This is a genomic window from Arsenicibacter sp. R0_47 (assembly GCF_057652235.1).
Map to the genome: position 1 here is coordinate 93,061 of NZ_JBYFCJ010000001.1, position 26,290 is coordinate 119,350.

Here is a 26,290-nt window from a genome sequence, read left to right on the forward strand (position 1 = left end):
TATAAAATATCAGGCTATGACGGCCTCTTTTTTCTTGCGGGCAGCCAGCTGATGCGATGATATCGGTACGTGTCCGTCAAGGCCGGTGAGTTCTACATGGCCACCGTTGACCTCGTAATCATGCTTGAAGTGCTCCAGATTTTCCATCACGGTATGGTCGATGAGGCGGGTATTCTGGAGGTCAATCGTTACGTTTAAGCCTTCCGGAATAGCAGCAAGTGTTTGTTTAATGCCAAGATAATTGGTAAAAACAGCGGCTTTGCTGATACGCACCAGATACGACTTCTCGGTAAACGACACGTCGATAGGGGCCTTAAACATAGCAGACGCTGGTTTACCGTTGATCAGGTTGATAATAATCTTAACGGCCATCCCTGCCGCAATACCAACCAGCAGATCTTCTGCCAGTGTCAGTACGATGGTAACCAGGAAGATCAGCAACTGCTCCTTACCGATTTTAAACGTATGGATAAACTCTTTCGGATGGGCAAGGCGGATGCCCACGGTAATCAGCATGGCTGCCAGTGCCGTGTTCGGGATAAGTTCAATCCATTGGGAAGCTACCAGTACAAACACCAGCATCCAGAAACCATGAAAGAAGTTGGCCCAGCGGGTTTTAGCCCCGTTTGCTACGTTGGCCGAACTCCGCGCTACCTCCGAAATCATCGGTAAACCGCCCAGAACAGCCGCCAGCGTGTTACCCACACCTACCGCAATCAGGTCACGGTTCATGTCCGACTTCCGGCGGTAAGGGTCCAGCATATCGATGGCTTTTACCGTCAGTAAGGATTCCAGGCTACCAACGAGGGCCACCATAATCACGTATTTAATAAAAATTCCGGTTTGGCTCAAACCACCGAAATCAACGTTAACCTTTATGCTATCCATCAGGTTACCGATGTGTACGAGTGCATAGGTTGGTTCGGTATGCTGAAAATCAAGTACCAGCTCGGCCGGAATCGAAAAAGCCAGTACAACCAGTGGTGCGGGGACTTTTTTGAGGAAAGAGTCGTTACGCAGGTAAGGCCATAGCAACATAATACCCAGACTGACCAGGCCGACAAACGTTGCTTTCGGGTCGAGGTGGGTAATACTGTCGGGAATCATCGCCAGCAGTTCCAGCGGGCCTTTGCCTTTCGTTAGGGCAGGGTCAATGTCCAGCAATACATGTACCTGTTTGGCTATGATAATCAGACCAATAGCGGCCAGCATGCCATGAACGGCGGATAGCGGAAAAATGTCAGCCAGTTTACCAAGTTTTAAAACACCGAAAAGGATTTGAATCAGACTGCCAACCAGCATAACACCTAATGCCAGGTGCCAGCCTTGTTCGCCGCCGCCAAACTCATTAACTGCTCCGGCCACGATAACAATCAGACCTGCCGCAGGGCCTTTGATCGTCAGACGTGAACCAGCGAGCAGGCTTACCGCAATCCCACCGATGATGGCGGTTACCAATCCCATCAAGGGCGGAAATTCTGATGCCTTAGCAATACCAAGACTCAGGGGTAAGGCCAGTAAGAATACAGAGAAGCCGGAAAGAGCATCGGTAATACCATGCTGGGCTAAGCCTGCAAGTCCGTCTTTAGGGGGCTCATTAGTCTGTTTCATAGAGAATAGTACCGGATGTTGGGTTTATTGGCGTTTACAGTAGTTTGCTAGACCACAATTACTGAATGTTCTCTTGCCGGACGAGAGAAACTGTACGCACAAATATAGAATCCGACATATGCGCGGACATTAAAAGGGTCTTAATAATAAGATGCAAATAGTCAGATAATGAGGAATTTAACCTGTTTTTAATGCAATTTGACAGTATGCTTTTTTTTAGTCATTAAAAACTTCAAATAAGTCTAAATTCCGGTGTAGATTAGGCTATTTTTTAATGCAACTTAGTTGGGAAAAGCTCGTAAAGCGCGCATTCTGGTTTTAATAAATACATATGTATATAAAAATTAGTAGCAGATAATCAGTGGCTTATCAGGTAGCCCTTGCGTGTTTTTTAATGTCTTGTTTATTATGGAAAAAGAGTTCAGAAGTTTAGTTATTACCGAAGTGGAGCGGGGGAAATATGAAACCGTATTGGCTAACCGGAATACGGCACAGCTGCCGCAGGGTGAGGTACTGATCAGGGTACAGTATTCATCGCTCAATTTTAAGGATGCCTTATCGGCGTCCGGCAACCGGGGCGTAACACGGCACTACCCGCACACGCCGGGCGTTGATGCGGCGGGCGTTGTGGAAGCATCGGATCATCCGGACTGGCAGCCCGGCGATCAGGTGATTGTTACGGGCTTTGATCTGGGAATGAATACCAGCGGCGGCCTGTCGCAGTACATCCGTGTGCCGGCGAAATGGGTTGTCCGGCTGCCCGAAAACCTGACTTTGGCCGAAAGCATGATGTACGGCACGGCCGGTTTTACGGCGGCCCTGAGTGTGGTGGCGCTGCAACACAATGGCGTTACGCCCGGCAAAGGGCCGGTAGTGGTAACCGGTTCCACGGGCGGGGTGGGTTCTATTGCCATTGCCATGCTGGCGAAACTGGGGTATACCGTGGTGGCCGTCAGTGGTAAGGCATCGGCTGAATCGTTTCTGAAAAGCCTTGGGGCGGCAGAGGTGATTCCGAGGGCAGAGCTGGAGGATGCATCGGGTAAGGCGCTGCTGAAAACCCGCTTTGCCGGCGCTGTGGATACCGTAGGCGGTCTGATTCTGGCGAATGTACTTAAAAGCACGCACTACGGCGGTACCGTGACCTGCTGCGGCATGGTCAACGGGGCCGATCTGCCGGTTACGGTATTTCCGTTTATTCTGCGGGGGATTCAGCTGGCGGGTATTGACTCGGTGGAGTATCCGCTGGCAGGGCGCGCCGCCATCTGGGAGCGGATGGGCAGCGACCTGAAGCCGGCCAACCTGCCGTCACTTAGCCATGAAATCGGGCTGGAGGCCGTACCCGACACCCTACAGAAGATCCTGCACGGCGGCATGCAGGGTCGCGCCCTCGTCCGGATTGATTGAGCAGGCGTCCGCTTCTGCCAAAGACATTATTTCTTTGGCAGAAGCGGACTCTATAACTTTGTGCCTCTTCATGTCTTTCCTCCTTCGTGGTTTATCCGTTAAAAGTCTCCCTGATAAAACGGACTGAATACGTAGTAAGTACTGTCGCGCTGCGCGCGTTTAGGCTCCGTCTGAATATGGAGCTCAAACCGTGGCGTGCGGCCTTCGTCGGCCCGCATCCAGTTATAATAGGGCTGCTCCCGCGTGTATACCCGCAGTACTTCGCGGACATGCACCGTTTCTACATCTTTCGGTTTGGCTTCCAGCCCGTTGATGGTAATGTAAACATCAGGCTTCACCTCATCCAGTACTTTCAGATAATCGTCTTTTCTCCGTTCGACCAAGGGTTTCTTATTATGAAAAAACATGGCTTCGAGCAGGGAATTCATCGTGTACATAAATGATTTACCGTAGATATTATCAGATAGGGCGGCTGCGGTCAGCATATTGGCATATACCTGACGCTGATATGTAGAAGGTAGAGCGCTTGGACTTGTCTCTATAAGGAGACGGAAGGATTGAGGGTCACTTTTGTATTCGTCAGAAAGGTCCGGATTTTCTACCTGCTGCATAACAAATAACTCTTTTACCTGATTATAGGCAAGCCGGTTGACAGCTTCCTTGTCAGTTTCTTTTCCGTTGATAAAGTAGCGGGTATCAAATTCATGTTTTGGCAAAACCAGTAAGTGGTTGTCTTTTATCCCAACAACTACCGGCTCAGGCTGATTTACCGGTTTTGAGATTTTGAGGGTAGGAGCAACTGTGGTACTTAACTCTTTGAGTAGCTTATCTGCGGCAGGTTTGGCCTTATAAAAGGTAAAGATTGTAGACCAGTGCTTTGTCTGTTCCAGTTCGACCACCAAACCTCGTGTTGGATTGGTAGCTGCAATCGCGTTGGTTAAGGGTTTATCCTGTTCGCTGTCGGTTTGCTGGCAGGCCCAGAACGACAGGATACCCAGCAGGATAAATAAGCCATACCGCCAGCCGTTATTCCACCGGCCGGATTGCGTCCGGTTAATCATACTGATCCGGCTTTTCAGGTCTGACTGGTTAAAATTTGTCGCCAGAACCAGCGGATCGACACCCAGCGTAGCCTTTACCAGATGAAACTGGTAGGCACGGGCATCGACACCTTCGGCCAGTACGGTCCGGTCGGCAAGGTATTCGAGGGTTTGGTGGACGAGCTTTTTAAAGAGCCAGATGGCCGGATTAAACCAGAAGAGAATGCATAATACCTCAGCAACCAGCGTATCGACGCTATGCCACTGCCGGACATGCACCCGCTCGTGGCGCAGAATATGCTCCTGCTCAAACGGCGAATGATGGGCCGGATTGATAACAACCCATTTGAAAAACGAAAAGGGCGAGGTGGTCTGCGGGGAAATAACCAATGTGAAATCCTCGTAAGCTTCATGCGCAGACCGGTCGATCAGGCGCCGGAGCGACCGGAGCTGGAATGCCAGCCGCATCAGCAGTACGATGGTTACGATGGCGTACAGGGATAAAACGGCAGTGCCCCACGGAAATGCCTGCGGTGCGTCGTTGTGCAGGCGCACGCGGTAGCTTTTCTGATCAGGATAGGTAATAACTACCGGAACCTCCGGTTGCGACGCGGGGAGCAACTGCGGCCGGAGGGCAGCCGTAGTTTTCCGGATCACGTTCCGGACCGGAGCAGGCCTCACGTCCGGCAGGTCGGCCAGCGGCAGTAAAAGGACTGCTCCCAAACCCGCCCATAGCAACAGACGGTTGGTCTGAAAAAAGGTCAGGTTCCGGAGCAGCACGTAATAGCCCAGACTAAACGTAATCAGCAATACACTGATTTGCAGGAGGTAGGCTAGGGGATTCATGGCGTGTGATTAGTCTCTTTTTTCGATCATGTTTAAAATTTCGCGGAGCTCATCGGCGGAAATTTTTTCATTTTGCGCAAAATAGCTGACCAGATTCTTGTAGGAGTTATCGAAATAATCGGTCACTACTTTTTTCAGCACAAAACGGTTCTGGTAATCTTCTTTGCTGATAATGGGGTAATACTGGTGCGTGTTTCCGTAGGCACGGTGTCCGACATAGCCTTTTTCTTCCAGATTGCGGACAATCGTCGAGACCGTGTTGTAATGCAGCGGCGGATCCGTAAAGTAGGGCAGCATGTCTTTCACAAACGTGTGATCGAGCTTCCACAACACCTGCATTACCTCCTCTTCTTTCGCAGTTAGCTTCTCCATAGTTGATTCGGATAATTAATGAGACGAAAATAAAACTATTTCTTTCGTTTGCAAACTATTTTTGTCGTTTTGTCCGGTGCCTTTATCGGACGGTATTCGCAGAAAGGCGGAAAAAGCAGCCAGGCTCTTTTCCGCGGTTGTTTTTATCGTGACCAGACAATCAGAAATCAATAAAAAACGTTTAAAACGGGTACCTTTGTTTCTTGTTAGTCATCCGTAGAGGTATTTGACTGACACCGTATTACGCTTTATGATCATAAACACAAAAAAAGTATTGGGGGGGCTGGCGGTTTTGAGCATGCTGTTGACCGGATGTGACCCGAATACCATATACAATGCCTACGAAGATATTGACGACGGCGCCTGGTATGTGAAGAATGAACCGACATTTACCTTCACAATCGAGGACGCTTCTATTCCGTACAATATCTATTACAACCTGCGCAATAGTCTGTCGTACCCTTACTATAACCTCTATCTGACGCGTTACCTGACCGACGACAAGGGGAAACAGATTGAGTCGCGGCTGGACGAGTTGCTGTTGATGGATCCTAAAACCGGTGAGCCCCGGGGCGAAGGGCTTGGCGATCTGTTTGATCATAAAGTGCTTATTAAGAGTAATTACCGGTTTCCGAAACCGGGAGCCTACACCATCCGGATCAGGCAATACATGCGGCAGGATCCGCTGCCTGAGGTGCTGAGTGTAGGTATTGCCGTTGAGAAAGCGATTCCGCAATAGAGACGAAGCCGTGTCTGAGGCTTCCGGGGTCAGTATCTGTTATGAGAAGCGTATGAAAAAGACATTACCTTTGTTTCCGTTGAATCTGATTGCCTACCCCGGCGAAGATCTGAACCTGCACATCTTTGAGCCCCGTTACCGGCAGCTGGTTGATGAATGTCTGGAAGAAGAAAAGACGTTCGGTATTCCGGCCTTTATCGGCAATAAAATGCCGGGTTGCGGCACGGAAATGCACATTACATCGCTGGCCAAACGGTACGATGACGGCCGGATGGATATCAAAACCAAAGGTGTCGGCGTTTTCAGGCTGCTTGATTTTGTGAACCCATGCCCGGGCAAGCTGTATGCCGGCGGTGATGTGGAAATGATACCGATGGGCAATACCATCGGTGAGCATGTACAGGAACTGCTGGGTTATCTCCGGCGGCTATACCAGCTCCTGCAGACTGCCGTCGACTTTGATCCGGATCAACCGGATTTCTCCTTCCGCATTGCGCATAAAATCGGCTGTTCGCTGGAACAGGAATACGAACTGCTCACCATTGCCGATGAAAGTGACCGCCAGTTGTTTCTGATCGAGCACCTGAAACGGGTAACGCCGGTTATTGCTGACATGGAAGAAACCAAGCAGCGTATCCGGATGAACGGCCACTTTAAAAACTTTGATCCACTGGATTTCTAGCCGGTTGCAGCGCCCGGTAAAACACAGATGCCACGCCTGATGAAAGCGTGGCATCTGTCGTTACGGACTTAGTCTTTTTCGTCGACTTTGCCGATGTTGCGGACCCGTTTGGGCAGCTGCTCGGCCAGTTCTTCGATGTTTTTGATCGGTGGCCTTGGCTTTTCGGCCTCGCCGAGCAGGAAGCCGTAGGGCTTCAGCGGCTCAATTGAATCGAAGATTACCTTGATGATCGCCGTCATCGGCAGGGCCAGAATCAGCCCGGTGAGGCCCCAGAGTTGCCCCCACAAGATCAGGACGATGATGGCGGCCAGCGGGTTAATACTCACTTTTGACCCGACGATGTAAGGGGTAATGAAGTTACCCTCAAGTACCTGTACAAACAGAAAGACGCCGATGACACCCAGGGCAACCAGTGGATTGTCGTTGGTAACAAGCGTGAACAGGGCGGGCAGCACCGAACCGATGGCAATGCCGAAGTACGGAATCAGGATCAGCACGGCTCCGAAAAAGCCGAAGAATACGGCATAATCGACGCCCAGAATCAGCAGCCCGACTGTGTTTAACGTACCGACAATCATGATGACCAGTACCAGCCCGGCCATATAATCTTTTACAACGGTATAAATCCGGTGAAAGACCGTGTCTATTTTTGCACGGCGCGTATGCCCGAACACTTTATAGAAGAATGACCGGAAGAAGTCGCGGTACAGCAGGAAAAAAAAGATGTACAGCGGCATCAGCGAGATCGTTGACAGGGTATTAGTGGTTGCCAGCAGGGTTGAGGTGACGATGGCACCGGCCTGCTCCATGGAGTTGTTCAGGTACTTCCGGACTTCGGATACCTGCCGCTGCCGGTCAATATTGAAGTTTTTAGTGGCATAGGTCTGGAGCTTATTCAGCAGGTCGTTGCCGCGCTGTATGATTTTGGGGGCTTCCTGCGCAAACTCACCGATCTGGCCATACACCAGCGAAATCAGGCCGTAGACTACAGACAGTGCCAGTACGAGGCAGATAATGATGGCTACCACCCGCGGTACGCCCATGCGCTCGAGCCGGATGCAGAGCGGAAAGAGTAGCACAGAGAGTAAAATCGAGAAAACCAGCGGAACAATAACGTCCTGCAGCATGTAAAGCCCATACACAATGATAACAATTGAGATGAGCACAAATGCCAGTTTAGCATAAAAGGGAAGCTGTACTTCCGGTGAACGAGAATCCATAATACAAGTATAGCGCTTTCGTATGCACTCCTTTTTGATTTTTTTATTTACGATGAAAGTGGCGCTTTGTTCCTGTAAAACGGAAGCGAAACGGAGCGGCCTGACGCGGCAGCGGTCTTTCTACAAAGTAAGCCGTATCGGACACCTAACAAACCCCGTGAACGAATGTTCAGGAATTGTATACAGAGGGATTGATCCGGCAACGGGCCTGCGTCTGTTCTGGACCCATAATGACAGCGGCGGGCGGCCGGTGGTGTATGGTGTGAACGAAAAAGGCCGTCTGGTCGACTCGCTGGTGGTGGCGGGCGCTGTGAACACCGATTGGGAAGACATTGCCGCTCAGGACTCGACGGCCCTGTTTATCGGTGATATCGGCAACAATGCCGGTTCACGGGAGTCGCTGACCATTTACCGGCAACCGCTCACCGGCCCGGCGTTACCTGAGCGCATCACGTTTCGCTATGCAGATGCTGCAAAGCCCGCGGATCCGCAGCGGCATAACCGCGACAGTGAGGCGCTGATCCAGCTGAACGGTCAGCTGTATGTGTTTTCGAAAAACCGGTCGGGACATTTTGTGCGTATGTATCGCATGCCTGCCAAAGCCGGCTCCTACACGGTTACGGCGCAGGATTCCGTATACCTGAAAAGCATGGTGACCGGCGGGGCGGTGAGCCCTGACGGCAGGCAATTTGCCCTGGTGAGTTACGGAAAGGTCTTCCTGTTTGCCATTGCGCCGGACGGCCTTACCTTTAAACAGCCGATTGCCTGCCTGCGGATTCCGAGGGGGCAGACGGAGGCTATTTGCTATGTTTCCCCAACGGAACTGATAATGGCCAACGAAAAGGGGAAGCTGTTCCTGATTCGCCCTGAACGGTCAGCAAAGAGCTTATAAACCCGCTGCGATTCAGTGGTTTATAGATCGGCTGGTCGTTAAATAATTGTTAAGAATCGCTTCCTGATTCGTAACATACGCGGGAAGGCATGTAAATTCGGGTCACTACAAAAGCAAACTGCTCCATGATGAGTGCAACCAAGGCTTCTCAACAGCCACATCGCGTACTGGTCGTTGATGACGATACCGATATTGTTGAGTTGCTGGAATACAACCTGACGAAAGAAGGTTATGACGTTCGGACAGCCAACGACGGGCGTAAAGCGATCGAAGTGGCGAAAACGTATTTCCCCGAACTCGTTCTGTTAGATATTATGATGCCGCAGATGGATGGCATCGAAGCCGGCCGGCAAATGCGGGATATTCCGGAAATGCGGCAGGCGTTTATTCTTTACCTGACTGCCCGTTCGGAGGAATACTCGGAGGTGGCAGCGTTCGAAATCGGTGCCGACGACTACATTACCAAACCGATTAAGCCGCGTGCGCTCATGAGCCGTATCAATGCGCTCTTCCGCCGTGAAGCCCAGAAAGCAGACCCGGGCGACCGCGTCGAGATCGCCGGTCTGAGCATCAACCGCAAAAACTACTCGGTAAACCTGCCGGATGGCCGTTCGGTGATTTTGCCGAAAAAGGAATTTGAACTGATTTTCTTCCTGGCGCAACATCCGAACAAGGTGTTCAGCCGTGAAGAACTGCTCCAGAAAATCTGGGGTGCCGACATCTACGTTCTTGAGCGGACGGTCGATGTCCACATCCGGAAACTCCGCGAAAAACTCGGCGAAACCTACATCCGGACACTGAAGGGTGTCGGCTATATGTTTACCGACGAAGAGTAGAGCCGCAATATCTTGCGGCTCAATGCTGCAATATTTTGCGGCTCAATCCTGCAATATTTTGCGGCTCAGTGTAAGTGATCAGTTAGTGGTGGCACGACCGGCAGACGTTCTGTCTAAGTCGTGCCACCACTTTTTGTTTAAACCTACCTGTATATCTGCAAAGAGCCGCAAGATATTGCGGCTCTACGATTGATGGCTAGTTATCAGAGCGACCAGGCCCCGTAGATACTAACGGCAAGGATGGCGATGAGGCTGCTCCAGAACCAGAGGTTGTAGCCAAACGTGGGCGTCAGGTTGGCGGGTAGCTGCCGGTAGCGGAACTGCCAGGCGGCCCACGCCACCACCAGCAGCAGCACGGAGGTGGCCGCTCCGCCGAGGAGAATCATCAGGACGGGCAGTTTGATGAACAGAAACAGCAGGCACCATACCGCCGGAAAGGCCCAGGCAAGGGTCGCAATGGTTTTTTTGCGGGAAGCGTCGTCGTGGTACGCCATCCAGCCGATTTGTCCGAACGCATCCCCGAAAATACGCGTCCAGCTGGCGGTGGCGGTGAACAGCGTTGAATACAGGACGAAGAAAGCCCCGATCAGGAACATAATTTTTGCGCCCGGTCCCAGCGTGACGGTGAATAGCCGCGACAGTGTTTCGACCATGGCATAGCCCTCGGGCACCTGACCGTTTTCGTGCAGCAGCGACGCCCCGAGCAGGTAAAATGCTGCCGTGACGGTGGTGTAGACCACCATGGAACACAGAGCGTCAAGGGTCATTACCCGGATCCAGCCTTTGGCGCGTCCGGCCCATTCGGGGGTATCTTCGTAGGGGCCGGTGTAGCGCGCGTAGCCCTTTTCAATACACCAGTAATTGTAATACATGATCTCATCGCCCCCGACGCCTGTGATGCCGAACGCCCCGATGGCTACCCCGACGGCAGCGGGCGGGAGCCGGAAGGTGAGCCCTTCGGCCAATTGGTCGCCGGTGATGGCGTAGGTGGTGTATTGCAGCAGCAGCAGCGACAGCAGAATCATGGCCGTGAAGAGAATGATCATTACCAGCGAGCCTTTTTCGACCCAGCCGTAACGCCCGCCAAACACGAGAATGGCCGCCGAGGCCGCTGCTAATACGGCCCAGACATCGACCGGAACGGCCGGCATGGCCATGTGCAGCACCAGCGCGGCCCCGCCGACGATGCCGCCCATTTGCAGGAGTTTCAGCGTTTGCAGCGATAGCCAGATCCAGATGGTGCTGTGGGTACCGTTGATGCGCCAGCCCGCCAGCCGGTTCAGCGACTGCATGGTGGTGAGGCCGGTATAAATGGCGTTTTTACCGAATTCGAGCTGGAGCGCGACTTTCACGAAGCAGCTGACCAGAATAACCCAGAACGTGACGAAGCCGGCTTTGGCGCCGAGTGCAGTGGTGGCGATCAGCTCGCCGGAACCGACGATGGCGGCCGACAGGATAAAGCCCGGACCGAGGTGGCGAAGCTGCCCCGCAAAGGTGGTGGGGGCGGGCCGGATGCCGGTTTGGGTGCTGGTTGCGGAGACGTCGGATTGCACGGCGAAAGCGGGTTTAGGTTTATTCCGTAAACGCGTTTTCGCCGGTAAACTACTGTTAGCGGCGGAGTTAAGCGACTTTATACGTAAACCGTTCGTAGGACAGCTGGATAAAACTGACCGTGTACAGGATGGCGATAAAACTGAGTGCTGCGCCGGCACTGGCATAGCTTTGCAGGAAATTCCGGACGAGGTGTGTGCGGTCATCTGTCAGAAAAGCCGGAAGATTCAGCAGTAGCTGGAAGATGTTGAGGTAGGTTGCACCGGTTTTATTGAGGTACTCTACGGCAATCCTGCGCTGTGCAGTATGAATGCCTTTGCTGCTGTTCCGGATGAATAACTGTGTGACGAAGCTCACAATGCCTAACCCGAAAATAGCGGTGATGAGCCATTTCGCCGGTATACTTAACGCTGCCTGATAGGCCAGAACGGCGATAAGCAGGGTTGTGACAAGGGTTGGCCAGCGAAAGTAGCTTTTGACAATGGCTTTGTGGCGGGCCACAATCTGTTGCCGGAGTGATTTAAGGAACTGCTCCTGCAACCGTTGAATGCCTTCGCCGGAACCCATGTCGGCCCATGCCCAGCGGCTGGCGTCCTCGAAGGTCAGGCCATTGACCATTTTCTGCTCCGTCAGGGCTGCATAATGGTCAAGCAGCTCATCCAGAATTTCGCTGTATTCAATGTTGGCAAGGGCCTGCAGGTCGCAGCGTAATGTGTTAAGTTGGTCGGCGGTCAGCATAGCGGTTTGGTTTTTAGGGCGGATTATAAATCCGTAGTTAGTGGCTTTCGGATGTGAACATCCGAAAGAGCGGGTTTACCCTTGGTTCGGGGTCGATAGGGTACTGCCTTTTTTCGGGAAAAAGAGTTTGCGCATGGTGAGTATGATCGCGAAGTAATACACCACACACAGGGTTTGTAATAAGGTATTGATCATCAGGCTGATTTCGCGGGCGTTATACACCGATAGCCCTGAAAGCCAGTATTTATTGACAGCGAGCAGGGCCAGACTGAGGCCGTAGGCGAAGACGAAAAAAGAGGGCGTCGGGGCAGTGACACTGATGGTGGCAGGGCGCAGGAGAGCTACCGCTGCGGTGCCCATTGCCAGCAGCACCGTAAAGCTAACATACCAGATCGCAATTGTAAAAAAGCTGTCTACCGTTTCAGAAGCACCGGCAAATGTATTCAGTGCCAGTAACGTGCAGAGGGTCACCGGCACCAGCGGCCAGCGGTCGCCCTGCATCATGCGGCGGACTTCGCGCCACACCATCGTATCGAGGTGTTTCGCTTTTTCGGTTTGGTACGTTTCCTCCATAGCCAGCAACCCCTTGCGTCCGCCAAACGACTGATGGACATTGGCCATCGCACTGTCGAATGCCTTGCCCTGCTCCATTGCCTCGGTAATGGCATTGGCGTAATGGTCGGTTAGTTCGGCGATGAGGTCTTCGTTGAGCAGCCAGTTGTCCTTGCGCAGGTGACGGTCAATGGCGGCGAGTTGGTCGGCGGTCAGCATGGCGTTTGGTTTTAGGGCGGATTACAAATCCGCGGTTAACGCATTCGGATGTGAACATCCGAAAGAGCGGGGTTAATAGTCAGCCTTTAGACGAAGCAGTTGACGAATGTCTCTGTCATGCAGAAAAAGATCCATAGTAACGATCCAATCCATTGCGGACGCGAACAAAAAAAAGCTGATAATAAACGGACTATGTCCCTTTAGATTTGTCATGTACATGAACAGCAAATACATCGGTAAGTAGCTGCCGGGTAGGTATCGGGCAAGTTTTTTAACTATGTTGTTGGACGGGCTGCTTTTCCAGAGAACCAGCTTCAAACCCCACACAATGACAAATCCCATTTTTAAAAACAATAAGCCATAAGCAACGTAAACCAAAATGTGTAGCAGGTCGTCGTGTTGTGCAACGTTGGCTAAACCAAGTATCAACAGTAATGGAATCAGTATTTTCGCTCCGGTAAAGTATGTGCGCAGGCAATGCCAATAGATGATCATTGGCTTTCGTTGAGCTTCCCGAATGAATGTTTCCTCCATTGCCAGCAATCCCTTGCGTCCGCCAAACGACTGATGGACATTGGCTATCGCACCGTCGAACGACTGGCCCTGCTCCATTGCCTCGGTAATGGCGTTGGCGTAGTGATCGGTGAGTTCGGCGATGAGGTCTTCGTTGAGCAGCCAGTTGTCCTTGCGCAGGTGACGGTCAATGGCGGCGAGTTGGTCGGTGGTCAGCATGGCGGTTTGGTTTTTGGGCGGATTATAAATCCGTGGTTAGGAGCTTTCGGATGTTCACATCCGAAAGAGCGGGGTTAATCAGCGTTTAGACGTCAGGTATTGTAGAATGGGATTCCTGCGAAATGAAATCATGGCTACTACTACATAGCTTGTCTGTGCTACTGTAAAAAGTAACGTAATGAGCAGGATCAATACAGGGGTAAACTTACCGTTAACACTCATGAGCATAGTATTAATAGGGAGATTTACCGCAATACTCAATATGGTATTACTGACCCGTTCAATACCTGAACGTTTGCGCTTCAGCTTAAGAGGATTTCCTGACCGCCACGTTAGCCGTGTAAAGAAAGGTAAGCCGCTAAGTATGAATAAAAGTAAATGTATAGTGACCAGTATAAAGAAACCATCCAGTTGGTAGGTGCTGAGTATAGCATGGATTCCGTAGGCTACCAAACTAATCAGCAGTGCGTAAGGGGATAATAAAAGTTGTCGGGCTGCCTGCTTCACTGCCCGCCATGCTGCTGTATAACTGCTTTTGATGAAAATGTCTTCCATTGTCAGCAACCCTCTCCGCCCGCCAAAGGATTGATGGATACCAACAAGGGCATTATCAAACGACTGGCCATGCTCCATTGTCTCGGTAATAGCGTTGGCGTAATGGTCGGTTAGTTCGGCGATGAGGTCTTCGTTGAGCAGCCAGTTGTCCTTGCGCAGGTGACGGTCAATGGCGGCGAGTTGGTCGGTGGTCAGCATGGCGTTTGGTTTTAGGGCGGATTACAAATCCGCGGTTAACGCTTTCGGATGTTCACATCCGAAAGAGCGGGGTTAGTAAACTTCAGGTACGTCGTAGAGAAAACGGTATAGCTGACCCTGAGTGCGCAGGTAAACGTAAAAGGCTGTAAAATAAAGTGCGGCTACAATCGGAGGGACGGTGGAGATTGCATTACCGGCAAGCCCGACAATCAGAAATAAACTGACAAACAGGCTGCTTCGCTTAAACAGATACCATCCTTCGGATTGAGGATTGTGAGGCCCTTTGTAAATACGCTCTTTGACATAAAGAAGTATTGGTTTAAAGGCAATTAACATTGACCCGAAAAAAACGCCGAACGGAAAGCCGCCGAAAAAATAACCTGCTTTGGATTCGCCTGAAGGAAAAGGTAGTGCGTAGCAGGCAAATAAAAAGATGCCGGTAAAAACGGCTATCGTTATCCACAAATTCCGGCTGGTAAATTGCAGCAGGACGGCATCCTTCCAGAAACGGTCGTATTTCCGGAACGTGACCCGGTTGTATTCCCACTCCATGTGCCGGATAGCCTGCCGACCGCCGAATGCCTCAAAAACTTCCTGCAACGCTTCCGGAAACGTCCGGCCACGCGCCATCAGGTCGTCAATACTGGCACTGAAATGATCGGTGAGTTCGGCAATGAGGTCTTCGTTCGACAGCATCAGCACCTGCCGGAAGAAGTAATCAATTTCGTATGTGTGTTCGGGCTGTAACATAGCATCAGGCTAAAAAGAAGGTTTCAGGTTCAGCAGCGTCTGTAGGTTTTCGACAAAGGCCGTCAGTTCCGAAATGCGCGAGGCCGCCTGCTTGTGGCCGTCTTTGGTGAGGGAATAATATTTCCGCACCCGTCCCTCAACCACCTGCGTTTCCGTCGTTAGCAGCCCTTCGGCTTCCAGCTTGTGCAGGGCCGGATACAGCGCCCCCTCCGTAATCGTCATGTCGCCCGCAGTCAGCTCCTTCACCTTCTGCGTGATCTCATAGCCATACATTTTCTCACGGTCTTCCAGGAGCTTCAGAATGATGACCGACAGGCTACCCTTGAGCAATTGTTGATTGTTTGTACTCATGCTGCAAGTATACATCGAACTGGAGTATACCTCCAAATCTTAGGTATAGTTTTTTTTACGATTTGCGTTGAAATCTTTCCGACCTTTGTGGTTTAATAGTAGCTGACTTTGAAAACATATTTTCGATTACTCTCTTTTGCCAAACCACTCGGGTCCTTTCTGGCACCGTTCCTGATAACATCGGTGTTAGCCAGCCTCTTTGGCGTGCTGAACTTTGCGCTTCTGATTCCCTTGCTGAATGTGCTTTTCGATCAGGTCAGCCCTGCCGACGTACAGAAAATGCTCAGCGAGCCGGCACCGGAGTTTTCGCTCAGCACCTCGCCGACGACCTATTTTCAGTATTACTTCAACCAGATTTTTCAGGAATACGGTAAGCTCGGGGCACTGAAATACACCTGTGCCATCATTGTGCTGTCGGTGTTGCTCAATAACCTGTTCAAGTACCTCTCCGTCCGCCGTTTAGAGGCGTTCAAGGCGCGGATGGTGGCCCAGCTCCGCGAAACGGTGTTCGACCGGGCGGTTCGGCTGCACCTCGGTTTCTTCTCCAACGAACGCAAAGGCAACCTGATTTCGCGGATCATGACCGACGTTCAGGAGGTTGAAAACTCAATTGCCAACTCGCTGTCGGCCGCGTCCAAAGAACTCTTTCTGCTGATTGCCTATCTCGTGATGCTGTTCAACATCTCGGTGTCGCTGACGTTGTTTGCTTTTCTGGTCATTCCGGTGTCGGGCATTTTTATTTCGTCGCTCGTGCGGCGGATGAAGCGGGATGCGCAGGCCGGTCAGCAGCGGCTGAGCGGGATTCTGAGCATTCTGGACGAGACCTTCGGCGGTATGCGGGTCGTGAAAGGTTTTAATGCCGAATCGTTTGTGCTGGGCAAATTCCGGCAGGAAAACGATGCGTACCGGTCGTCGGTGCGGTCGCTGGCCAACCGCCGGGAACTGGCCTCGCCGTTTTCGGAATTCATGGGCGTCTCGGTCGTGGCGGGCATTTTGCTGTATGGCGGCGGGCTGGTGCTGTCGGGACAGTCGGAGCTGTCGGCTTCGGAGTTTATCGCTTACATCGCCATTTTTTCGCAGGTGACGCGGCCGGCCAAGGATATTTCCAACGCCTTCAGTGCCTCACAGCGCGGCCTGGCCTCGGGCGAGCGCGTACTCGAACTGATCGATACGCCGTCGGCGGTGCAGGACAAGCCGGATGCGGTGGCCATCAGCCAGTTCCGCGACCGGATTTCGGTGCAGCAGGTCTCGTTTGAATACGAAAAAGGCTTACCCGTGCTGAACGACATCAGCTTTGAGCTGGTCAAGGGCAAAACCATTGCCCTCGTTGGGTCGTCGGGGGGCGGTAAGTCGACCATTGCCGACCTGATTCCCCGCTTTTATGACCCGACGGCCGGGCAGATCCGGATCGACGGCATCGACCTCCGCGACTGCACAACGGATTCGCTGCGGGCGCAGATGGGCATCGTTACCCAGGAAAGTATTCTGTTCAATGACACCATTTTCAACAACATTGCTTTTGGCAGCGATGCCACGGAGGAGCAGGTGATGCAGGCGGCCAAAATTGCGAACGCCCATGAGTTTATCATGAACCAGCCCAACGGCTACCAGACCGTGATCGGTGACCGGGGTGGCCGGTTGTCGGGCGGGCAGCGGCAGCGGCTCAGCATTGCGCGGGCAGTCCTGAAAAACCCGCCGATCCTGATTCTGGACGAAGCGACGTCAGCTCTGGACACCGAATCCGAAAAGCTGGTACAGGAAGCCCTCACCCGGCTGATGGCCAACCGGACCACGCTGGTGATTGCCCACCGCCTGAGCACAATTCAGCACGCCGACGAAATCCTGGTCGTTCATCAGGGCCGTATCATCGAACGCGGCCGCCACGACGAACTCGTCCGGCTCGACGAAGGCTTCTACCGCAAACTCAGCTCCATGCAGAGCGTTTAGATTAATGGATAATGTAAAATGAATAATGAGGGCATCAAGAGCATTATCCATTTTACATTATTCATTACCCATTATTCATTACCCATTATTCATTCTTTTCCTCATACCCCACCAATGCCTCCCGCATGCGCCGTTTCATAGTTTGCCGGAGGCGTTCGGGTTGCAGGACAATCATGCCTTCGCCGAAGCCCAGAATCTCTTTCTCCAGCTCAAAATTGTGCTGCACCTTTAACTGAATAACAATGCCATCCGGTCGCCGCTCGATGAGCTGCTGCGAATGGTGCAGGGGCTTCGTCTCCACATACGGCGCATGTAGCTGGTTGACAAACAGCCTGACAATCATCGGCCGCAGGTGATGGCTGACCGACACGCCGATTACGTCGCGGTAAAACAGGTCGGGGTCAATCGTTTCGTTGGCGATATACTCGCTGTCGTGGTCAGGGGCAAGCGACAGAATCCGGTCGAGAGCAAGGTTATAGATGTGCCCGTTCTGCGCACGGACGCCCACCGCAAACCAGCGGTTTTTAAATTCCTTCAGCCACCAGACATGAAATAAGAACGTTTGAGGTTGCCGCGCCGAAAACGACTGATATTCCATCTGCACGGGATGTTTATGGATAATGGCCTGATAAAGCTCATCCAGAAAATGCAGCCCCTTTACGTTTTCGTTCTTCTCAAAATCAATCACCGACGCCGACTTCTGCGCCGTTGAATAGACGTGGTCTTCCAGCTTCTGCACCACTTCGTTCAGCGCCGTGAAGTGCGAAAATCCTTTGAATTGTTTCAGCACCTCAACGGCCTCATTCATGCGCGCCAGGTCACCGTCCGACAGCGGGATGTTGGTGATGCTGTAGGCAGGGTCTTCGTAGGTGTAATACTTTTTTTCCAGCACAATGATCGGGGCAAAATAGCCGAGTTTATCACTGCGCATCATCTGAATGTCGGCCTGAACCGTCCGGCGGCTGATGCCTTTGTCGATGCCCTCGTATTCGTAAAGGGCTTCGGAGACACAGTCGATCAGGTCGTCGAGGGTCCACCGGCGCTGGCGGTTCCGGAGACAGGCGTCGATGGCTTTGTAGCGGATCAGGGCGTTGCGGTTGGCAGGCATGGGAAAAATTTTTAGAGAAAAGTAGCTTTTTTTTTCATCTGCGCAAAAAGACTGCGCACTTGCCGCTAACCTTTGTGAGGACGAAAGCAGTCAGTACCAAACCGGATGCGGGTATAGGAAGCCCCATAGTGCCGGCGCCGCTGGCGACCGGTATGCTGTTGGCCTGATGTGTGATCGTCTCCATCTGTGGGTTAGAGGTTCGATTCCTCTTCCTGCTCCGGCAGGATAGCTCAATCTGGTAGAGCAACAGGACACGGGTATCCCCCGTTTCAGCCGAAGCCGGCCGCTTCTCAAATGGCCACGGTCCACAAAACCCCATAGGTGTATGCCGGGCGGGTACCGGCTCCGGCCGGCCCGCAACCAGGCCGACGCCTGTAAACAACGGATTCCCGCTGCGCGCCGGATGCTGTACCGGCCAACGCGACAAGCCAGTGAAGCACGGTCTCCACACCGGCCGTAACCATCGGCACCCGCGTTGGCTACGCCGCTGACACCGCCTTTGGGCACGTTGTTTCCGCACACGTCCGGTGTGTATACGCCTGTGGGTTTTGATACAGTAACAGCAACCATTTACCAATCATACAACCATGAAAACTGTGCGCATCTTATCGCATCAAATCGGATTAGTATTCAAACACGGCAACTTCGTGAAGACGTTACCGGCGGGCCATCATTGGCTCTGGCCGAACGAGGTTGTGTATGTCTACAATCAGGGCGAGCTACTGCAACAGCCACCGTATGATCTGGCCGTATTGCTGACTATACCGGATATAGCGGCCCTGCTGGACGTGGTTGAGGTTAAAGACAACGAAATTGCCCTGCAATACGAAGGCGGCTTGTTTATAAACGTGCTGCGCAAGGGGCGGTATGCCTACTGGAAAGGATTGAAGCAATACAGCTACCGCCACCTGGACATTACACAGCCGGTTATTCCGGCCGATGTCGATCTGGCGTCGTTAATGCCGGGGCCGTTGGGGGCCTATGTCCGCAGCTATTCGGTTGAGGGCCACGAACAAGGCGTTTTATTTGTCGACTGGACCTTCAGGGAGGTGCTGAAGCCGGGGCAATACCACTGGTGGAAAAACAACACGCCGATTCATGTACTGAAGGTTGATATGCGGCAGCAGCAGATGGAAGTATCGGGGCAGGAAATTCTGACGAAGGACAAGGCCTCGGTGCGGGTGAGTTTCTTTATCCAGTATCAAGTGCGTGATGTGGTCAGGGCGCTGGTCGAAAACAAGGAGTATGACCGGCAGTTGTACGTACTGATGCAACTGGCTTTGCGCGAAACCATCGGGTCGTTGACCCTCGACGAACTGCTCGATAAAAAAGCAGCGATCGTGGACGGGGTGATGGCGCAAACCGCCGGCCGGGCAACGGCGCTGGGCGTGGTGCTCAACGGCGGTGGCCTGCGCGATGTGATTCTGCCGGGCGATATGCGCGACATCATGAATCAGGTGTTGTTGGCCGAAAAAAAGGCACAGGCCAACAGCATCATGCGCCGCGAAGAAACGGCCTCGACCCGCAGCTTGCTGAACACCGCCAAACTGATGGAAGACAACGAAATGCTCTGGAAACTGAAAGAAATGGAGTATGTCGAAAAAATCGCCGATAAGATCAGCTCGGTTTCTGTATCCGGCAACGGGCAATTACTGGATCAGCTAAAACAGATTTTTACGGCGTCAAAGTAGAAACACAATATGGAAACAACCATAACACGGGAGGATTTACTGAGCCTCGGACCCATTCCGGAAAACCTGCACGCTTCATTTCTGCGGGTTGCCAACGGACTGGTGACGCGGGCCGGATACCCGAAAGAAAAAGTCATGGGGTTGCTGGCGCAGATGCTCCGGAACCCGAAAAAATTTGCGTATTCAAAAAATAAAGTCACGAATCTGGCGCAGGCCATTTATGAACTCAATAAGCAGGGTGTTGCCGTACCGCTGAGCGAAACCGGTGCGGCATTTCTGCCGGCAGAGCCAGCGGCCTATGTGCTGCCGGCCGACGGAAAGCAGGCCGAATCCAGCTATGATCTGCGCGAAGAAGCCCTTGCCTATACCATTTTCGGCAAGGAGCACATCGAAGCCGGTGCACTGGCGCAGATGCAGACTGCTGCCAGCCTGCCGGTTTCGGTGGCGGGCGCGTTGATGCCCGATGCGCACCAGGGATACGGCCTGCCGATTGGCGGGGTCCTGGCCACCGAACCACATGCCATTATTCCGTATGCGGTCGGGGTCGATATTGCCTGCCGGATGTGTCTGTCGGTTTTCGATATTCGCCCCGACTATTTCAAACGTGAGCCACACCTGCTGAAAAAGGCGCTGGTGGAGCAGACGAAGTTCGGGATGGGGGGCGAAATCCGCGATAAGTTCGACGAAAGTGTCATGGACCTGCCCGAGTGGACGGCCACGAAAGTAATCCGTGATCTGAAAGACAAAGCCTACCGGCAGCTGGGTACGTCGGGGACAGGAAACCACTTTGTGGAGTGGGGCATTGTGGAGGTGGCAGAAGCGGATGAACTGCTGAATCTGCCGCCCGGTACGTATCTGGCCTTGTTGTCGCACTCCGGCTCCCGCGGATTCGGCGGGTCAGTGGCCAATTATTACTCGAAGCTGGCCATGCAGAAAACCAGACTGCCGAAGCAGGCCGCCCACCTCGCCTGGCTCGACCTGAATACCGAAGAAGGGCAGGAGTACTGGATTGCGATGAATCTGGCCGGTGAGTACGCCTCGGCGAATCACCACGAGATTCACAATAAAATCGCGAAGGTGCTGCGGGAGAAGCCGCTGATGATGGTCGAAAATCACCACAACTTTGCCTGGCAGGAAACGCTGGCCGATGGCCGTGAGGTGATGGTGCACCGTAAGGGTGCAACGCCCGCCGGACCGGATGTGCTGGGCATTATTCCGGGGTCCATGACGGCGCCGGGCTATGTTGTGCGGGGGCTTGGCCATGCAGGTGCTATCAACTCGGCATCGCATGGTGCCGGGCGGTTGATGTCGCGGACCCAGGCGTTCAGCCGGATCACGCAATCGCAGGTCAATAAAGTACTGGAAGCCGCCGGGATTCAGCTGATCGGCGGTGATTTAGACGAAGCGCCGATGGTGTACAAAGACATCAAAACCGTCATTGGTGCCCAGCAGGAGCTGGTAAAAGTGCTGGCTACATTCACACCCAAAATTGTCCGGATGGCGGACGCTAACCGCAAGGAAGGCCGCGAGGACTAAAAACGAAGCGGAGGCCTGAGGCCTCCGCTTTTGTGTTATTAAGGAGCAGGTACTGTCTGTACTTCGATTTTTGCACCGGCAGCCGTTGAAAAGCCGTATGATTTGATGAGATTCAACCACGTCAGATCGCTCGGGTCCGTTGAGTTAGCGGCAATCTGGCGACTGAAATCAAGATTTGTCTCGGTTAGCTTGTCGATAGTCCAGCTGTCAACAGAACCGTTGCTTGAGTTAATTGTAAAACCAGTCTCTGTGCTGTTGAATTTCCAGGTTCCTGTTGTTGAAGTCCCTGGCAGGACAACCTGAGAAAAGCCGCCGCCTGATTTAAAATCCATGTACGAAGCGGAGAAGTCAACCACGTTGCCAGTGGTGGCTCCACGGGTATAGGCCGTAATCGGAAGCGTACCCAGCGTCACTTTAGCTCCCTGAAACTGCCATTTCCGGGCGATTAATTCAGTCTTGGTTTTAGGTGTAGCCGTGTCTTCTTTTTTACAGCCAATCAATAGGGCTGTCATGACAATCAAGAGTGTGAGGAATTTTTGCATGGAGTTAACAAGTGATTGATTTTAAGGATTGCATTCTTGTCAAAGGTAATAATTTGATACAAAGTAAACGATTCTTCAGGCCTTCAATTGTCTATACTGCGCATGAGTAACGCCAAGGTTCCAGCCTTTGAGTATGATGCGGGCAAAAATAAGCGCCTGCTGAATCAGCAGCATCAGCAGAATGGTCAGCCACGATCCCGTGCCAATCAGGCTATCAAGCAAAAAATACGCTCCGAACAGTGCCGTGCCGATACCGATCAGGAGCCAGTAGCGGCCAAGCGTTGCCAGCGGATGCCGCAAGACCAGCCGGCCTGCTTTGCCAAACGCCCGTAAGCCGCCCTGTTCATCTTCCATGAACAGCAGCACTTTTGCATAATCGCTGATGCAGAGCACCAGTGTTGCCAGTACAAACCCAACCGAAAAACCGCCGGAGACGATCCAGAACAAACCGCGTTCGGTGAACTGCTCTTCGGCCAGAACGGCCAGTAAAATCCCTGCCAGCAGTGGTATCAGCAAGGCGGCTAGCAGAAAAGGTAGTGTAACGGCAAACAGCCGCAGGTACCGGCGGATATAATGGAGGCAGGCCTGCCAGAACAGGCTGACCGGCAGCGGGGCAGCTGGCCGGGCAAACACCATCAGGATACCCCCCGTAAACCAGATGCTCAGAAACAGGTAAACTATACCGGTCCAGCGGCCCACGCTCAGCAGCGGACTGATGGCTTCTCCATGTTTATGCATGAAATCCTGATATACGGTATAATCGAAACCTGCCAGCAGTTCGTTGAACGCCAGTGAATTGCCGTCGAGTCGGGTAAGTGTCGCGTACATCGGCAGGGCCACCAGCAGGCCGAGGACGGTTGAGGTCAGATAGATCAGGATCAGGACGCGGCCGGAGCGCAGCGTTTGTCGTAAACTTGTCAGCATGGGTATGATGGGGTTATGCCAGCCAGGCCAGCCAGTGAAGCCAGTTTTGAATCCAGAAAAGTACTTTTGCCGCATACTTCGCCGCCGGTGCCGATGACGGCTGTCGGGTCAGGCTGTTGTTGTTGAAGTTCGTGTCGATATAAAGCTTTTGCTTCGGGTCGGCTTTGGCCCAGATCAGTTCTCCGGATTCGGTGACCGTGAAGGTTTTAGTCCGGCCCTTGCCGTCCCAGAACAACATCAGTTCCTTGCCGTCGGCAAAGTGCAGCAGTACATCAACCGGCATCCGCGCATCGCCCAGGCGGTCGACGCGCACCGTTGAGGTGTATTGTTTCCCCTGTTTTTTGCTGGAGACCGAGACGAGTTTATAGTCGCAGACATTGTCGCCATACAGTACCTGATCGAAAAACCAGTTCATGTCATTACCATACCGGAAACCGGTGCGGGCGGGGGCAATTTCGTTGACAATGGCGATGAAGCTGTTGGCATTCGGGTGTTTAAACTGCCAGCGGTCGAAATACGTCTGCATGATTTCGTCCATAATTTTCCGGCCCAGCAGCCCTTCCAGCGTACGGAGCCAGGTAGCGGTTTTGCTATACGTCAGGACGCCGTAGTAGTTGTCCGGCAGTTGCCAGGTGTTCCCGAACGAAGCACCAATGGCCGGATTATCGAGGTGTACATAGCCGTCGCGGGAGTTTTCCAGATCGCCGAGCCGGTAGCCGAACAGGTCGGCGGCCGACGTTTTGGGGCCATAGGTTTCGTCCATGATCCGGCCTTCGTAATACTGGTTAAAGCCCTCGTCGAGCCAGGCTTCTTCAAACTCATTGCTGGCCAGCAGCTGCATAAAATACTGGTGGCCGAACTCATGCACGGTCACCATTTCCGGCATCCGTATGCCCTTCGGAATTTGCCAGGCCGTACCGGCGGTGATAAACGTCGGGTACTCCATACCGGCCGCGCCCATGGCATGGATGGGCGGGTCAACTACGGTCAGGTTGGGAAACGGATATTTACCGAGGTATTTATCAAAATACGCCAGGGCGGCCGTGGCAGCATCAATGTGCCGCTGTGCCTGATCCGCGTGTTCGGGCTGGAGCAGAACCGTAATTTTAACGTGCTTCCACTGGCTGGTTGCTTCCTGAAAATGAGGGGAGGCAGTCCAGGCAAAATCCACGACATCTTCGGCATGGTAGCGCAGGGTTTTGGTGCCGTTTTTGTGCATGACCTCTCCCTGCATAAGGCCGGTGGCCTCTACCCAGTACTCCTTCGGCGTGGTAATGTCAACATCATACACGCCGTAATCGGCATAAAACTCCGAATGGGCGTGAAACTGATGGCAGTTCCATTGGCCCTGCCGCGCGTAACGGGTACCGGCCGGTTCATAGACCCCGATTTTCGGAAACCACTGGCCGACCAGGAAGAAGTCACGGCTGAAGCCGGTGCGGGCAAAAATCTTCGGGAGTTTGGCCTCAAACGCTATGTCGAGCGTAATGCTCTGGCCCGGACCAAGGGGCTTACTCAGCGGCACACGGATCACCGTGCGGTCATCGGTGTTCAGGTCGTCGGGCTGGATAAACTGCCAGGCCAGCGCCTCGCCGCCTTGTACCTTCATGGATTTGAGGTTTGTCCAGCCCCACGCCTCCTTGTCGTCGGCGTCGATGTAGTCGCCCCGCAGCTGGCCGCCCGATTCACGCATGAAGGTAGACTTCCGGTCCTTAAATGCATTCAGGTAAAGGTGAAACTGCAATTCGCGGATAACATCGCCGGAGGTATTGCGCCAGGTCAGCGTTTCCTGACCCGCCAGGCGTTTGGTTGCCGGGTTAAGGCTGACCCTGATCTGATAGTTGGCAATACGGGGGCTCAGGGGCGCCGGAAAAATGGGTTTCGGTGCCGGCAACTGCCCGTACGACAGGAGCGGCAGAAGACATAATCCAATCCGGAAAAGCCGGTAGAACGTGTGCATGAACGTAGCGGTTTAGTAACTGCAATCTACAAAAAACAGGTTCCGGACGCTTGTATTATGGTATGAAAGTGAGTTAATACAGCGATCGGCCAAAATATCAACTAAACACTAAACGTTTGGTTCTGTTGTTAATCTAACAGATGCACTGTATCAGACAGGTACGTTGTTAACGGAATAAGGCTATGAAAAGGATTGTCCTGGCGGTCATGCTGGCCGGCATCACAGGTGGAGTATATGGGGTGCAGGCGCGTCCGGTCCGTGCAATGCGGGGAGATACGGCCATGCCGGTTGAAAACCGGAGACTGCCCCGGCCGGCGATAATTCCGGGGGGCGGCCTTGATACGACCCTGAGCCGTTTGCCGGCGCAGGATCAGGGAATTCATGCGGTCGTACCGGACTGGCTGCGGAACCGGAGTACCAGCCGGCCGCTGTATATTATTGACGGGAAAGTGGCCACGGTAAACCAGATGAAAGCACTGCGGGCAGATGATGTCGTGTCAGTAAATCAGATGGATGGCCGGCGGGCCCTGACTACCTACGGATCAAATGCCCGCAACGGACTGGTCATGATCACGACCAGAAAGGGAATGTAATACTTAGCGCAGATCGACTACCTCAACGCCCGGGTACTTAGCCTTGTCGAAGACAAAATAGCTGTCGGTTACCCCGGCGTTTGGTACGAATTTGTTGATTGCGTAGCTGGTTTTCTTACCGGTTTTGTCGGTAGTTGTCCAGCTGCGTACCGATTTGTCAGCCTTATCCACGTTAATCTGGATTTTGCTGATCTGGGCATTTTTCTTTTCCGGCGTCAGCTCAATCTGTTCGAGCGTGCGGGCACCTTCTTTTTTCTCACCCACAAACCGGTAGTTGAATCCTTTGTTGTAAATCGTGTAAATCCGGGCAGGGTTGAGGTCGCTGTTATCCGAGCCGTCGTAATCCTGAACGTTTACTTCGTTTGATTCCTTTACGTAGGTGTGCATGGTTTTTCCATCATTAAAAACCTCCTGTCCACCCAGTTTCAGCCGGAATTTAGTATCCTTAACTGTCAGATCTCCTTTATACGATTCCTTTGCGCCAGCTCCTTCGGTCGTAAACGTAAACGCTGCCTGATACGTCTTCAGCGTTTTATACTTTTTGCTCATTGCGTCCAGAATGTCTTTTGCGCGCTTGTCCTTTTGGGCAGCAGCCGAACCGACAAAGCCGGCCACCAGACAGAATATCAGCATTAATCTTCTCATTGTCAAACTTCAGGTTAGTGAATTTGCCGTAAAATTGGCAATACATTTAATGTTAG

Annotated in this window: 25 protein-coding genes; 9 read left to right on the top strand and 16 right to left on the bottom strand. The window is 52.7% G+C overall.

Annotated elements, in window-relative coordinates:
• Positions 1–9: 9 nt before the first annotated feature.
• Complete coding sequence (locus AC23NW_RS00370) at positions 10–1,611, bottom strand: SulP family inorganic anion transporter (protein WP_487446964.1); 1,602 nt, start codon at positions 1,609–1,611, stop codon at positions 10–12.
• Positions 1,612–2,019: 408 nt separating this feature from the next.
• On the opposite strand from AC23NW_RS00370, the gene AC23NW_RS00375 reads away from it, so the two are divergent.
• Positions 2,020–3,015, top strand: a complete 996-nt coding sequence (locus tag AC23NW_RS00375) for a YhdH/YhfP family quinone oxidoreductase (protein ID WP_487446965.1) — start codon at positions 2,020–2,022, stop codon at positions 3,013–3,015.
• Between the two features lie 98 nt (positions 3,016–3,113).
• On the opposite strand, the gene AC23NW_RS00380 is transcribed toward AC23NW_RS00375, so the two are convergent.
• Together AC23NW_RS00380 and AC23NW_RS00385 are read right to left on the bottom strand one after the other, a co-directional pair.
• Positions 3,114–4,901 (bottom strand): M56 family metallopeptidase, encoded by a 1,788-nt coding sequence (locus tag AC23NW_RS00380; RefSeq protein WP_487446966.1) that lies wholly within the window; start codon positions 4,899–4,901, stop codon positions 3,114–3,116.
• Positions 4,902–4,910: 9 nt separating this feature from the next.
• Positions 4,911–5,273 (bottom strand): BlaI/MecI/CopY family transcriptional regulator, encoded by a 363-nt coding sequence (locus tag AC23NW_RS00385; RefSeq protein WP_293837285.1) that lies wholly within the window; start codon positions 5,271–5,273, stop codon positions 4,911–4,913.
• 298 nt (positions 5,274–5,571) lie between these two features.
• Between AC23NW_RS00385 and AC23NW_RS00390 the strand changes: the two genes are divergently transcribed.
• Positions 5,572–6,012, top strand: a complete 441-nt coding sequence (locus tag AC23NW_RS00390; RefSeq protein ID WP_487447719.1) for a gliding motility lipoprotein GldH — start codon at positions 5,572–5,574, stop codon at positions 6,010–6,012.
• 52 nt (positions 6,013–6,064) lie between these two features.
• Positions 6,065–6,694, top strand: coding sequence for an LON peptidase substrate-binding domain-containing protein (locus tag AC23NW_RS00395; protein WP_487446967.1), 630 nt, complete (start codon positions 6,065–6,067; stop codon positions 6,692–6,694).
• 68 nt (positions 6,695–6,762) lie between these two features.
• On the opposite strand, the gene AC23NW_RS00400 is transcribed toward AC23NW_RS00395, so the two are convergent.
• Positions 6,763–7,914: an AI-2E family transporter gene (locus AC23NW_RS00400; protein WP_487446968.1), complete on the bottom strand. Its 1,152-nt coding sequence runs from the start codon at positions 7,912–7,914 to the stop codon at positions 6,763–6,765.
• 157 nt (positions 7,915–8,071) lie between these two features.
• On the opposite strand from AC23NW_RS00400, the gene AC23NW_RS00405 reads away from it, so the two are divergent.
• A complete protein-coding gene (locus AC23NW_RS00405; protein WP_487446969.1) occupies positions 8,072–8,806 on the top strand; it encodes a TolB-like translocation protein in 735 nt (244 codons plus the stop codon).
• 128 nt (positions 8,807–8,934) lie between these two features.
• Entirely contained in the window at positions 8,935–9,642 is a 708-nt protein-coding gene (locus AC23NW_RS00410) for a response regulator transcription factor (RefSeq protein ID WP_293837299.1), read from the top strand.
• Between the two features lie 203 nt (positions 9,643–9,845).
• Here AC23NW_RS00410 and AC23NW_RS00415 read toward each other — a convergent pair whose 3' ends face one another.
• The 7 genes from AC23NW_RS00415 to AC23NW_RS00445 all read right to left on the bottom strand — a co-directional run bounded on the left by AC23NW_RS00415 (position 9,846) and on the right by AC23NW_RS00445 (position 15,288).
• Entirely contained in the window at positions 9,846–11,195 is a 1,350-nt protein-coding gene (locus AC23NW_RS00415) for an Nramp family divalent metal transporter (protein WP_487446971.1), read from the bottom strand.
• A gap of 67 nt (positions 11,196–11,262) precedes the next feature.
• Positions 11,263–11,931: a hypothetical protein gene (locus AC23NW_RS00420; RefSeq protein ID WP_487446973.1), complete on the bottom strand. Its 669-nt coding sequence runs from the start codon at positions 11,929–11,931 to the stop codon at positions 11,263–11,265.
• Positions 11,932–12,006: 75 nt separating this feature from the next.
• Positions 12,007–12,702, bottom strand: coding sequence for a hypothetical protein (locus AC23NW_RS00425; protein ID WP_487446974.1), 696 nt, complete (start codon positions 12,700–12,702; stop codon positions 12,007–12,009).
• A gap of 72 nt (positions 12,703–12,774) precedes the next feature.
• Positions 12,775–13,434 (bottom strand): hypothetical protein, encoded by a 660-nt coding sequence (locus tag AC23NW_RS00430; protein WP_487446976.1) that lies wholly within the window; start codon positions 13,432–13,434, stop codon positions 12,775–12,777.
• Positions 13,435–13,512: 78 nt separating this feature from the next.
• Complete coding sequence (locus AC23NW_RS00435; RefSeq protein ID WP_487446977.1) at positions 13,513–14,187, bottom strand: hypothetical protein; 675 nt, start codon at positions 14,185–14,187, stop codon at positions 13,513–13,515.
• Positions 14,188–14,259: 72 nt separating this feature from the next.
• Positions 14,260–14,937: a hypothetical protein gene (locus AC23NW_RS00440; RefSeq protein WP_487446979.1), complete on the bottom strand. Its 678-nt coding sequence runs from the start codon at positions 14,935–14,937 to the stop codon at positions 14,260–14,262.
• Between the two features lie 9 nt (positions 14,938–14,946).
• Positions 14,947–15,288, bottom strand: coding sequence for a PadR family transcriptional regulator (locus tag AC23NW_RS00445; RefSeq protein ID WP_071502312.1), 342 nt, complete (start codon positions 15,286–15,288; stop codon positions 14,947–14,949).
• A gap of 108 nt (positions 15,289–15,396) precedes the next feature.
• Here AC23NW_RS00445 and AC23NW_RS00450 point away from each other — a divergent pair, with 108 nt between their 5' ends.
• A complete protein-coding gene (locus AC23NW_RS00450; RefSeq protein ID WP_487446981.1) occupies positions 15,397–17,235 on the top strand; it encodes an ABC transporter ATP-binding protein in 1,839 nt (612 codons plus the stop codon).
• 85 nt (positions 17,236–17,320) lie between these two features.
• On the opposite strand, the gene AC23NW_RS00455 is transcribed toward AC23NW_RS00450, so the two are convergent.
• Entirely contained in the window at positions 17,321–18,343 is a 1,023-nt protein-coding gene (locus AC23NW_RS00455; RefSeq protein ID WP_487446983.1) for a helix-turn-helix transcriptional regulator, read from the bottom strand.
• 587 nt (positions 18,344–18,930) lie between these two features.
• On the opposite strand from AC23NW_RS00455, the gene AC23NW_RS00460 reads away from it, so the two are divergent.
• Entirely contained in the window at positions 18,931–20,034 is a 1,104-nt protein-coding gene (locus AC23NW_RS00460) for a slipin family protein (RefSeq protein WP_487446985.1), read from the top strand.
• 9 nt (positions 20,035–20,043) lie between these two features.
• A complete protein-coding gene (locus AC23NW_RS00465; RefSeq protein WP_487446986.1) occupies positions 20,044–21,570 on the top strand; it encodes an RtcB family protein in 1,527 nt (508 codons plus the stop codon).
• Between the two features lie 38 nt (positions 21,571–21,608).
• On the opposite strand, the gene AC23NW_RS00470 is transcribed toward AC23NW_RS00465, so the two are convergent.
• The 3 genes from AC23NW_RS00470 to AC23NW_RS00480 form a co-directional block, all read right to left on the bottom strand.
• On the bottom strand, positions 21,609–22,112 hold the full coding sequence (locus AC23NW_RS00470; protein WP_487446988.1) for a hypothetical protein: 504 nt from the start codon (positions 22,110–22,112) through the stop codon (positions 21,609–21,611).
• A 75-nt stretch (positions 22,113–22,187) separates the two neighbouring features.
• Positions 22,188–23,036, bottom strand: a complete 849-nt coding sequence (locus AC23NW_RS00475; protein WP_487446990.1) for a hypothetical protein — start codon at positions 23,034–23,036, stop codon at positions 22,188–22,190.
• Between the two features lie 13 nt (positions 23,037–23,049).
• Positions 23,050–24,996, bottom strand: coding sequence for a M1 family metallopeptidase (locus AC23NW_RS00480; RefSeq protein ID WP_487446991.1), 1,947 nt, complete (start codon positions 24,994–24,996; stop codon positions 23,050–23,052).
• A gap of 182 nt (positions 24,997–25,178) precedes the next feature.
• Between AC23NW_RS00480 and AC23NW_RS00485 the strand changes: the two genes are divergently transcribed.
• The gene (locus tag AC23NW_RS00485) at positions 25,179–25,589 is read left to right on the top strand and encodes a hypothetical protein (protein WP_487446993.1); all 411 of its coding nucleotides are present in this window, start codon (positions 25,179–25,181) and stop codon (positions 25,587–25,589) included.
• Positions 25,590–25,592: 3 nt separating this feature from the next.
• Here AC23NW_RS00485 and lolA1 read toward each other — a convergent pair whose 3' ends face one another.
• The gene (lolA1, locus tag AC23NW_RS00490) at positions 25,593–26,234 is read right to left on the bottom strand and encodes an outer membrane lipoprotein periplasmic chaperone LolA1 (protein ID WP_487446994.1); all 642 of its coding nucleotides are present in this window, start codon (positions 26,232–26,234) and stop codon (positions 25,593–25,595) included.
• Positions 26,235–26,290: the final 56 nt, after the last annotated feature.

What these genes read in the sequence shown, in the direction of transcription:
- AC23NW_RS00410 (WP_293837299.1), top strand. Translation starts at nt 8,935, where the DNA reads ATGAGTGCAACCAAGGCTTCTCAACAGCCACATCGCGTACTGGTCGTT.
- AC23NW_RS00375 (WP_487446965.1), top strand. Translation starts at nt 2,020, where the DNA reads ATGGAAAAAGAGTTCAGAAGTTTAGTTATTACCGAAGTGGAGCGGGGG.
- AC23NW_RS00380 (WP_487446966.1), bottom strand. Translation starts at nt 4,901, where the DNA reads ATGAATCCCCTAGCCTACCTCCTGCAAATCAGTGTATTGCTGATTACG.
- AC23NW_RS00465 (WP_487446986.1), top strand. Translation starts at nt 20,044, where the DNA reads ATGGAAACAACCATAACACGGGAGGATTTACTGAGCCTCGGACCCATT.
- AC23NW_RS00390 (WP_487447719.1), top strand. Translation starts at nt 5,572, where the DNA reads ATGCTGTTGACCGGATGTGACCCGAATACCATATACAATGCCTACGAA.
- AC23NW_RS00480 (WP_487446991.1), bottom strand. Translation starts at nt 24,996, where the DNA reads ATGCACACGTTCTACCGGCTTTTCCGGATTGGATTATGTCTTCTGCCG.
- AC23NW_RS00475 (WP_487446990.1), bottom strand. Translation starts at nt 23,036, where the DNA reads ATGCTGACAAGTTTACGACAAACGCTGCGCTCCGGCCGCGTCCTGATC.
- AC23NW_RS00420 (WP_487446973.1), bottom strand. Translation starts at nt 11,931, where the DNA reads ATGCTGACCGCCGACCAACTTAACACATTACGCTGCGACCTGCAGGCC.
- AC23NW_RS00470 (WP_487446988.1), bottom strand. Translation starts at nt 22,112, where the DNA reads ATGCAAAAATTCCTCACACTCTTGATTGTCATGACAGCCCTATTGATT.
- AC23NW_RS00440 (WP_487446979.1), bottom strand. Translation starts at nt 14,937, where the DNA reads ATGTTACAGCCCGAACACACATACGAAATTGATTACTTCTTCCGGCAG.
- AC23NW_RS00370 (WP_487446964.1), bottom strand. Translation starts at nt 1,611, where the DNA reads ATGAAACAGACTAATGAGCCCCCTAAAGACGGACTTGCAGGCTTAGCC.
- AC23NW_RS00385 (WP_293837285.1), bottom strand. Translation starts at nt 5,273, where the DNA reads ATGGAGAAGCTAACTGCGAAAGAAGAGGAGGTAATGCAGGTGTTGTGG.
- AC23NW_RS00460 (WP_487446985.1), top strand. Translation starts at nt 18,931, where the DNA reads ATGAAAACTGTGCGCATCTTATCGCATCAAATCGGATTAGTATTCAAA.
- AC23NW_RS00430 (WP_487446976.1), bottom strand. Translation starts at nt 13,434, where the DNA reads ATGCTGACCACCGACCAACTCGCCGCCATTGACCGTCACCTGCGCAAG.
- AC23NW_RS00435 (WP_487446977.1), bottom strand. Translation starts at nt 14,187, where the DNA reads ATGCTGACCACCGACCAACTCGCCGCCATTGACCGTCACCTGCGCAAG.
- AC23NW_RS00455 (WP_487446983.1), bottom strand. Translation starts at nt 18,343, where the DNA reads ATGCCTGCCAACCGCAACGCCCTGATCCGCTACAAAGCCATCGACGCC.
- lolA1 (WP_487446994.1), bottom strand. Translation starts at nt 26,234, where the DNA reads ATGAGAAGATTAATGCTGATATTCTGTCTGGTGGCCGGCTTTGTCGGT.
- AC23NW_RS00395 (WP_487446967.1), top strand. Translation starts at nt 6,065, where the DNA reads ATGAAAAAGACATTACCTTTGTTTCCGTTGAATCTGATTGCCTACCCC.
- AC23NW_RS00400 (WP_487446968.1), bottom strand. Translation starts at nt 7,914, where the DNA reads ATGGATTCTCGTTCACCGGAAGTACAGCTTCCCTTTTATGCTAAACTG.
- AC23NW_RS00425 (WP_487446974.1), bottom strand. Translation starts at nt 12,702, where the DNA reads ATGCTGACCGCCGACCAACTCGCCGCCATTGACCGTCACCTGCGCAAG.
- AC23NW_RS00485 (WP_487446993.1), top strand. Translation starts at nt 25,179, where the DNA reads ATGAAAAGGATTGTCCTGGCGGTCATGCTGGCCGGCATCACAGGTGGA.
- AC23NW_RS00445 (WP_071502312.1), bottom strand. Translation starts at nt 15,288, where the DNA reads ATGAGTACAAACAATCAACAATTGCTCAAGGGTAGCCTGTCGGTCATC.